Source organism: Lishizhenia sp. (genome assembly GCF_057456495.1).
Window position 1 is genome coordinate 1 of record NZ_JBVCPV010000118.1, and the last position, 9,258, is coordinate 9,258.

Below are 9,258 nucleotides of genomic sequence, written 5' to 3' on the forward strand. Positions count from 1 at the left end.
CAGTTGAGGCATTTTTATAAGCATTGGGCCAGAGGTGCATTTTAATAACATTCAATGTGTCTGACGAATTGTTATAGTATTCGATGTATTCGAACCCTCTTAACATGTGATTTTGGTCGTCTAACTTCACATCTATTTTATAATTCACCTCTTGCTGAAAATAGTCTTGAGCGAAGGTGAAACTAGATGCGATAACTACACTTAAAAAAGTAAAAATATGGCGCATAAGATTGTATTTTATTTCGAAGATACAGAAAAGGCTGTTTGCTTCCTGTTAAAATCAGTTGAAAGCTCGAAGACCAGTATGAAAATAATGCTGAAAGATTTAAACGGTTGATGAAAATTGGATCAAAAAAAACCAACTCCCTTAAGGAAGTTGGTAAAACATTAAAAAATCAAATCAGAAAGAAGTAGGCTACTACCTTCTACCTCCTGTATACTGCATGGCTTCTCCTTTACCGAAACCATAGCTAAATCCAAGGGTAATAAATCTACCTCTGTAGCTTTCGCTAAAATTGTAGAAATTTCCCTGAAAAGTTTCCACTGTTCGTATACGAGATGCAAAAACGTCTCTTACAGACAAACTAAATACAGCTTTTCCTTTTTTCAACTTCTTGCGCAATCCTGCATCCATAAATAACATGTCGCTTACATTTCCTTGTACGGTTTGGTAGGCCGACTGGTAATTTCCTGTGATTTCTAAATCAAACTTATAGGGTAGTTTTATTTTCGCGGTCCATTTCGTTGACCATTGAGAGGCATTAAAATCGAAAGATGTACCGTTTAAAGCTCCATCTCTTGTAAAGAAATTATAATTTACATCCCCTTGAATATCCAATTTCTTTAAAGGTGAATACTTCATGTTCATTTCTAAACCTGTAGACCTCTTGGTACCAACATTCTCTGGTTGTGTTGTGGTAACATTGTTCTGAAAGCTCGCTATACGCTCTATCACATCCTTTGTATACAACTGAAAAGCACTAACATTCAAACTCATTTTCTTAAAGATGAAGATACTCGACAACTCGTAAGAATCAGTAAACTCCGGCATCAAGTTGGGGTTCCCCGTTCTAATATTGAAGGTGTTTGAAATATTGAAGAAGGGATTTAAATCCCACAATCTTGGTCGGTAAATACGCTTAGAGTAACCTGCTTGTAAAGAAAAGCGCTTGTTGATTTTATAGGATGTATGCACACTAGGGAATAGATTAGTAAAGTTTCTATCATTGGTCTGATTCGTAGTTTTTAGCACAGTTAATAGGTCTGTATTTTCTGCCCTTAATCCCATTTTTAACCCATACTTTTTACCTTCATAAGCACCCGTTGCATAAATCCCTAAAACGTTCTGATTGTAATCAAAAATATTGGTCAAGCCCATATCTTGTACCCATTCACCGTTTACTAAATCAGCAACAGCATAATCATTACTCACATCTTGAATAACATATTGAGAACCTGCTTCTAGCTTCAGCTTCTTATTAAATGGTTTCACATAGTCTACACTAAAAGTTTGCTTGCGCTCTTGGAAATTAGTATTCGTCCTTTGCTCACTGTTTTGATTACTCCCACTAACAATTCTATTAAAGAATTCAGAAGATTGATCTTTACCAAAGAAATTCCCCTGTGCACTCATCAACAAGGTGTGTTCCTTATTGTCTTTGAAAGTACTCTTGTAAATGAGGTCGTATTGATATTTAGGATTTACAGCTTCCGTTGTTTCTGTTCTTTGCCAAGTAGAAACAATGTTGCCCGATGAGTCTTGAAAAGCAAAATTCGTAGTAGAAGGTTGCTGTTCCAATTCAAGTGCTACAGACCCTGAAAGCGTCAGTACATTTCTATCGTTGATATGGTAGTCCGTTCCTAAATTGAGGTTATAGAAATTCTCATTTCTATAGTTCAACCCATCACTAATTACAGAAGTATTGTTGATTAAATCTGAACTTATGTTTTCGCTATATCTCGGCAAGGAACGGTAACCTGCACCCAGTTGGCTAAATAAATTAAACTTCTCGGTTCTGTAGTTTAGAGATAGACCCAAACTATGGTTGTGGGGAGCTCCGGTATTTAAAGATATAGATCCATTCAATCCCTTTTTCTCTTCTTTCTTTAATACGATATTGATAATACCTGCTGTACCTTCTGCATCATATTTTGCGGACGGATTGGTGATTACCTCTATACGTTCTATCATATCTGCCGTAATGGTTCCTAGAGCATTTCCTTGCTCACCAGCAATAACACTGGGTTTACCATTAATTAGAATTTGCGCTCCACTTGCTCCTCTTAGGTTGATTTCCCCTTCTATACTAACATTTACAGAAGGAACATTATTCAAAACTTCAAGTGCACTTGCTCCCGTGCTACTTAAATCTTTACCTACGTTAAACACTTTCTTATCTAGCTGAAATTCTACCGTCGATTTTTCGGCTTGAATGTTAACTCCATCCAACTCTTTTACAGCTTTGTTCAAGGCGATGGTCCCGAGGTCTATCTCCCCTTTTCCCGCCTCAAATTCACTGATAGTATCTTTAAAATAACCGATGAAACTTACTTGTAAGAAGAATTTAGGAACTTTCACGACTAATTCAAACTTCCCTGAGTCATTCGTTGTTGTACCTCCTATAACCGCCGAATCAATGGCATTGATAGCTTTAACCGTGGCATAAGGAATTGCTTGTTGTGAATCAGCATCGGTTACTATTCCAGAAAGCGTTACTTTTTCTTGTCCCCATGAAGCCGCATTCAAAAAGAGTATTCCCATTAAAACCAATATCCACTTGCTATACATTGTCTTCATTCTCTAATTTCTTCTCTATAAATTTGATGCAAAAATAGAAATTCAAACAAGCATACTATACCCATTACTAGGTATTTACTTGCCAAATAACTACTGCTGTGCTAGTAAGACACTTCATATGCAAAAGGGTTTAATCTAAGGGGGTACTAATTTTGTCGTTTAATGACAATCGCTAGAAGTAGCAGGAAATAATACATCGAAAAATGGGAAATATCCGCAGTAAATGAAAAAGAAGGAGAGGCTGAAAATTAAATTTTTACAGTTATAATTTTTGTAAAAGTATCTTTGAAAGGAACTTCTGAAGATTTTGATAGAAATAGGAATAAAACGGCACTACTTATTTTACGAGAAAGTAAAGCCACTAAACTTGGAGTATTCCCATTTTCATCCACAATTCTGATTCCTAAAATTCTTTTGCCGGGAGTTTGACCTAGGATCCAATCCAAAAAGATACCGTAACAAAAAAACAAGGCTACAAAGACCAACCAAAATTCTTTTTCGTAATGATATGTTGGGGGATCGAAAAGGAAGGCGAATAAGATATGATTTAGAAAATATACCAGTATATAATCTATTAAAAAAGCGGCCCTTCTTTTGAGGAGAAGGACCTTTATATCCTGACGTGTTTTCTTGTCGCCCAAATTCGTGATAAGCTAAATAACTACTCTTTAATCACAAGCGTTTTTGACCATCTATCGTGCCATCCTGTTGGTTCAGAACCAAAAAATGAGAAGGGTTCAAAAGGAACGATACGCGCAAAAGATCTACCAATAATTTGTGACATGGTAGGTTTCTTTCCATCCTTGGATACTACACGTGTTTTCAATAAATATTTACCGATTGTTTTACCTGTAGTTCCTTCCATAACCACATAGTATACGGTGAAGATTAACAAGGATATCAACTGCCCTGTAAACACATTAACAGTCGTAGGTTCTTCAAATGGATTATCACTCATCACCACACCTATTACTTCAATCACTGTTTGTATAACAAATAAGAATAAAGCATCAATGATGTAGGTTCCAAAACGTACTCCAAGAGAAGCCTTATTTAATTGAGTTGCGCTCTGTTCTTGGTCCAACAATAGTTCTTCCATAAAAATTAAATAGTTAAGTAAGTTGTTCAATATTGAACACAATGAAAATAGTAATTTTTTAGACTTTTTAGCAAGGTGTCAAATTTTTGGTGGTTGAGCATAAGAGGAATTCAAGCGTGCAGAAAAAGATGCCACTTTAAAATAATTCCTAGAGAAAAACAAAAAGGCAAGTCCAACGAATTGAACTTGCCTTTGATATATCAGAAATTTTGCGTCTTATTTCTTCAATGAAGCAGAAAGGTATTCTCTGTTCATACGAGCAATGTTTTCAAGAGAGATTCCTTTTGGACACTCAACCTCACATGCTCCAGTATTTGTACAGTTACCAAATCCTTCATCATCCATAGCTTTCACCATGTTTAACACTCTGTCTTTCGCTTCAACTTTACCTTGTGGCAACAAAGCAAACTGAGAAACTTTAGCAGAAACGTACAACATTGCAGAAGCGTTCTTACATGAAGCAACACATGCTCCACATCCTATACACGTTGCCGCGTCGAATGCTTTGTCAGCATCATCTTTAGGAATTGGAATTGCGTTAGCATCTTGTGTATTACCAGAAGTGTTTACAGATACGAAACCACCCGCGTGTTGAATTCTATCAAATGCAGATCTATCTACCACCAAATCCTTGATTACAGGGAAAGCTTTCGCTCTAAATGGCTCAATGTAAATTGTATCTCCATCGTTGAATTTACGCATGTGTAACTGACACGTAGTTACACCTCTATCTGGTCCATGTGGTTCACCATTAATTTGTAATGAACACATTCCACAAATTCCTTCTCTACAGTCGTGGTCAAAAGCGATAGGCTCTTCACCTTTATCATTTAATTGTTGGTTTAATACATCCAACATTTCTAAGAATGACATATCTGGAGAAACATCGCTAATTTGGTAGCTCTGCATTCCACCTTTATCATTACTATTCTTTTGACGCCAAATTTTTAAATTAAGATTCATCTTTCTTAAGTTATTAGGGAAAAGGGAAAAGACGCTTGGCTCTCTTTCCTTTTCCTAATTATAAATTACTTGTAACTTCTCTCTTTTACTTCGATATCTTCGAACACTAGGTCTTCCTTGTGCATTACTGCATCTTTAGGCTCACCTTTGAACTCCCATGCTGCTGCATATTGGAATTCTGGTCTTCTCATTGCTTCACCTTCTTCAGTTTGGTATTCTTCTCTAAAGTGACCACCACAAGATTCCTCTCTTAGTAATGCATCTTTAGCGAACAATTCTCCTAACTCTAAGAAGTCAGCAACTCTACAAGCTTTAGCTAATTCTTCGTTGAATTCGTTAGCTCCACCTGGAACACGAACTTCTTTGTGGAATTCAGCTCTTAAAGCAGAAATCTCTTCGATTGCTTCTTTAAGTCCTTGCTCGTTACGGGCCATACCTACTTTGTTCCACATGATTTTACCTAACTTCTTGTGGAAGTAGTCAACCGATTGAGAACCGTTGTTGTTCACGAACTTATTGATTTGGTCTTCAACCGACTTCAATGCTTCGTCGAACTCTTTCGTTTCTGTAGAAATAGCTCCTGTTCTAATATCTTGAGATAAGTAGTCTCCAATTGTGTATGGTAATACGAAGTAACCATCAGCCAATCCTTGCATCAATGCAGATGCACCTAATCTGTTAGCACCGTGGTCAGAGAAGTTAGCCTCTCCAATTGCGTATAAACCTGGTACAGTTGTCATCAAGTTGTAATCTACCCATAATCCACCCATTGTGTAGTGAACTGCTGGATAAATCATCATAGGCGTTTCGTATGGGTTCTCATCAACGATTTTCTCATACATTTGGAATAAGTTTCCGTATTTCGCCTTAACTACTTCCTTACCTAATTTTGTTACTAATGCTTTATCGTTAACGTTCAAGTGCTTCACAGTTGCTTGCTCTTTTCCATAACGTTGAATAGCAGAAGAGAAGTCTAAGTAAACTGCCTCTCCAGTTGCATTCACTCCATAACCAGCATCACATCTTTCTTTCGCCGCTCTAGATGCAACGTCACGTGGTACTAAGTTACCGAATGCAGGGTATCTTCTTTCTAAGTAGTAATCTCTATCTTCTTCAGCAATTTGAGTTGGTTTTAATTTACCCGCTCTGATCGCTTCAACATCTTCCATTTTCTTAGGAACCCAAATTCTACCGTCGTTTCTTAACGACTCAGACATCAATGTCAATTTAGATTGGTGATCTCCAGAAACTGGGATACATGTTGGGTGAATTTGTGTGTAACAAGGGTTCGCGAAGAAAGCTCCTTTTTTGTGTGCTTTCCATGCCGCAGAAACGTTAGATCCCATTGCGTTTGTAGAAAGGAAGAATACGTTACCGTAACCACCTGTTCCTAAAACTACAGCGTGTGCTGAATGCTTTTCTAATTCTCCTGTAACCAAGTTACGTGCGATAATTCCTCTCGCTTTACCGTCAACAATAACTACATCCATCATTTCGTGACGGTTGTACATTTTCACTTTACCTCTACCGATCTGTCTGTTCAATGCAGAGTAAGCTCCTAATAATAACTGTTGACCTGTTTGACCTTTTGCGTAGAATGTACGAGATACCAATACCCCACCGAAAGAACGGTTATCTAATAACCCTCCGTAATCACGTGCGAATGGTACACCTTGTGCAACACACTGGTCAATAATATTTGCAGAAACCTCTGCTAATCTATATACGTTTGCTTCTCTAGAACGGTAGTCACCCCCTTTAACCGTATCGTAAAATAAACGGTACGTTGAGTCACCATCACCTTGGTAGTTTTTAGCGGCGTTAATACCTCCTTGCGCTGCAATAGAGTGCGCTCTACGTGGTGAATCTTGGAAAGCGAATGCTTTTACGTTATATCCTAACTCAGCCAAAGTAGCTGCTGCAGAACCACCAGCCAATCCAGTTCCAACAACGATAACGTCGATTAAACGCTTATTCGCTGGGTTTACCAAATTAATTTTGTTCTTGTAATCAGTCCATTTAGTTTTAATTGGACCCTTTGGTACTTTTGAATCTAATATTGCCATGATTAATGTCCTGTTTGAGTTAAGAAATGAAACAATGCGATGAAGATGAATCCTAAAGGAACGATGATAGCGAAAGCTGTTCCGAATTTCTTTCTTCCCGCGGCCATTTTACCGTCTATTCCAGTTGATTGGAATGCTGAGTTAAATCCGTGTAACAAGTGCATTGCCAATAAAACAAATGCGATACAATAGATTGCTACTCTCCATCCATCCACAAACTTGTGTTGTAACTCTTCGTAGTATCTAAATTCTCCAGCTGCATTTAAACCAGACATATCACCTTCAACAAACTTCGTTGTTACCTCTGGCAACCAAAAATCGTAAAAGTGCAATCCTAAGAAAGCCAAGATTACCAAACCAGAGATCAACATGTTTCTTGAGAACCAAGAAGCGTTTGCTGCTCCGTTGTACTTAGCATACTTTACTGATCTTGCCCCTTTGTTTCTTGCTTCTAAGATGAATCCCATCACAAAGTGGAATACAACAGCAAAAATCAACACAGGCTGCATTAAGTACTGAATCATAGGATTTGTTCCCATGAAGTGAGATGTTTCGTTAAACATTTCTGGACTTACTACAGACATCATATTTATGCTAAAATGCTGTAATAAGAATAACATTAGGAAGAATGCCGATAACGCCATGGCATATTTCCTTCCTAGAGACGAACTAAAAAATGAGTTACTCATAGTATTTGTAGTAATTTATAATCTAAACAAGGCAAATTTAACGATGTTCACCGAAAAAGGACAATTCTCAGCTTATTTAGAATGAGTTTAGTTAAATTGGCTACATTCGGAGAAAAATAAGGGGTTTAAAGTGAACAATTGCTGCACTCCATCTTTACGCCTTTCACCACTTCAAATTTCACCTCCCTAAATACCCACAATGAATACCCACAGATTAATTCGTTAATACTTTGTATTTTCAGGGCACTAATTCTTAACACTATGAATCAAAACGACCAACTTTACTATTGTAAACAATGTTTAAACCGCGGCTTTGACCCTAATCAAGGAGTGGTTTGTAACCTGACCAACGCAAAAGCTACCTTCGAAGAAGATTGTGAAAGCTTTAAAGTTGACCCGGCTATACAAAGAAGCAACACCGTCAATGATGCTCACATACAAGCAGAATATTCAAAAGATGCAATTGCGTATTTGCCACAAGCCATAAAGGATAAACTTTACAAAGAACAGAATTACAAGCTTGGCTTAATTGCTGGATTAACTGCGGCTCTAATCGGAGCAAGTGTTTGGGCGGGAATTGCCGTAGTTTCAGGATATAACTTAAGTATTGTAGCCATTGGTATAGGACTCTTCATAGGTTTTACCTTAAGATTCACCGGGAAAGGTATAGACGAAAAATTTGGATTTACCGGTGGGGCGCTTACCCTTTTCAGTATCCTATTGGGAGACTACTTATCCATCATCTTCACCATAACCAATGAATTTGATATTTCATTAACCGATGTAATTTTTGGAGGTAACTTCGGAGTTATTCTAGATATTTTCATTGAAAATTTAAGCTTATTATCGGTTATCTTTTGGTTCTTAGGTATAGCCGAAGGATATAAATTTGCCTTCCGCGTTATTCCGCATTACAAAATAGAAGAAATGATGAAGGAAAAAGCTCCAAAATCTGAAGAATTATTAGACACTGACACCTGATCAAAAGCTACTCAGAAAAGGTTCTTTTGAAAAAGTAACTTTGACACAGAAAATCACCCTTTCTTTTATTCCGTAAAAAATAGTTTTAGCTACTTTAGCAAGCGGAAAATTTAATGCAACGTGAAATATATAGGAGCCCTTTTTTTTAACCTTTGGAAATTGTACATCGGAGTGGTGTTTGCATTTTTCTTGCTGCTCTTTTATCCCCTCATGTTTTTGTTTATCAAGTTTAAACCTTGGCAACAACATGCATTTAAAATCAGTGTACTTTGGTCTTACTGCATGCGCATTTTTTGTTTTTACGCGGTAAGAGTGGAAGGTAAAAAAGACATCCCTGAAGGACCTTATATTATATGTGCTAATCACACTTCGTATCTCGACATTTTTTTAATGTACAGCATACTTCCTGAACACAAATTTTTATTCTTGGGAAAAAGTGAGATACTCTCCTACCCTTTGGTGAAGACCTTTTTTAAGAACTACAACATTCCTGTATTTAGAAAGGACAGGTTAAAAGCTGCCAAATCTTTTATTGAATGTAAAAAAGCGGTTGACAAAGGATGGAGCTTGGCCATATTCCCAGAGGGTGGCATTCCAGATGAGAACTTACCCCACATGATGGAGTTTAAAGAAGGTGCCTTCCAATTGGCGAAAAAGTGTAAA

8 protein-coding genes and 1 pseudogene are annotated in these 9,258 nt (G+C 37.3%); 2 read left to right on the forward strand and 7 right to left on the reverse strand.

Translation table 11 applies throughout. The features are described 5' to 3' along the window. The 7 genes and pseudogenes from AC22ZQ_RS09360 to AC22ZQ_RS09390 form a co-directional block, all read right to left on the reverse strand. Positions 1-226: pseudogene (locus AC22ZQ_RS09360) on the reverse strand (hypothetical protein); the annotation flags it as partial. A 192-nt stretch (positions 227-418) separates the two neighbouring features. Next, positions 419-2,797: a TonB-dependent receptor gene (locus AC22ZQ_RS09365; RefSeq protein ID WP_318958519.1), complete on the reverse strand. Its 2,379-nt coding sequence runs from the start codon at positions 2,795-2,797 to the stop codon at positions 419-421. 248 nt (positions 2,798-3,045) lie between these two features. Then, positions 3,046-3,438, reverse strand: coding sequence for an RDD family protein (locus AC22ZQ_RS09370; protein ID WP_318958520.1), 393 nt, complete (start codon positions 3,436-3,438; stop codon positions 3,046-3,048). A 20-nt stretch (positions 3,439-3,458) separates the two neighbouring features. Beyond that, positions 3,459-3,896, reverse strand: coding sequence for an RDD family protein (locus tag AC22ZQ_RS09375; protein ID WP_318958521.1), 438 nt, complete (start codon positions 3,894-3,896; stop codon positions 3,459-3,461). A gap of 216 nt (positions 3,897-4,112) precedes the next feature. Next, a complete protein-coding gene (locus tag AC22ZQ_RS09380) occupies positions 4,113-4,859 on the reverse strand; it encodes a succinate dehydrogenase/fumarate reductase iron-sulfur subunit (RefSeq protein WP_318958522.1) in 747 nt (248 codons plus the stop codon). A 65-nt stretch (positions 4,860-4,924) separates the two neighbouring features. Then, a complete protein-coding gene (locus AC22ZQ_RS09385; RefSeq protein ID WP_318958523.1) occupies positions 4,925-6,925 on the reverse strand; it encodes a fumarate reductase/succinate dehydrogenase flavoprotein subunit in 2,001 nt (666 codons plus the stop codon). 2 nt (positions 6,926-6,927) lie between these two features. Next, positions 6,928-7,614, reverse strand: coding sequence for a succinate dehydrogenase cytochrome b subunit (locus AC22ZQ_RS09390; protein WP_318958524.1), 687 nt, complete (start codon positions 7,612-7,614; stop codon positions 6,928-6,930). A 261-nt stretch (positions 7,615-7,875) separates the two neighbouring features. Between AC22ZQ_RS09390 and AC22ZQ_RS09395 the strand changes: the two genes are divergently transcribed. Together AC22ZQ_RS09395 and AC22ZQ_RS09400 are read left to right on the forward strand one after the other, a co-directional pair. Then, positions 7,876-8,595 (forward strand): hypothetical protein, encoded by a 720-nt coding sequence (locus tag AC22ZQ_RS09395; RefSeq protein ID WP_318958525.1) that lies wholly within the window; start codon positions 7,876-7,878, stop codon positions 8,593-8,595. 120 nt (positions 8,596-8,715) lie between these two features. Beyond that, the coding region (locus AC22ZQ_RS09400) for a lysophospholipid acyltransferase family protein (protein WP_318958526.1) at positions 8,716-9,258 on the forward strand (543 nt) is incomplete at its 3' end.

What these genes read in the sequence shown, in the direction of transcription:
- AC22ZQ_RS09365 (WP_318958519.1), bottom strand. Translation starts at nt 2,797, where the DNA reads ATGAAGACAATGTATAGCAAGTGGATATTGGTTTTAATGGGAATACTC.
- AC22ZQ_RS09375 (WP_318958521.1), bottom strand. Translation starts at nt 3,896, where the DNA reads ATGGAAGAACTATTGTTGGACCAAGAACAGAGCGCAACTCAATTAAAT.
- AC22ZQ_RS09380 (WP_318958522.1), bottom strand. Translation starts at nt 4,859, where the DNA reads ATGAATCTTAATTTAAAAATTTGGCGTCAAAAGAATAGTAATGATAAA.
- AC22ZQ_RS09385 (WP_318958523.1), bottom strand. Translation starts at nt 6,925, where the DNA reads ATGGCAATATTAGATTCAAAAGTACCAAAGGGTCCAATTAAAACTAAA.
- AC22ZQ_RS09390 (WP_318958524.1), bottom strand. Translation starts at nt 7,614, where the DNA reads ATGAGTAACTCATTTTTTAGTTCGTCTCTAGGAAGGAAATATGCCATG.
- AC22ZQ_RS09395 (WP_318958525.1), top strand. Translation starts at nt 7,876, where the DNA reads ATGAATCAAAACGACCAACTTTACTATTGTAAACAATGTTTAAACCGC.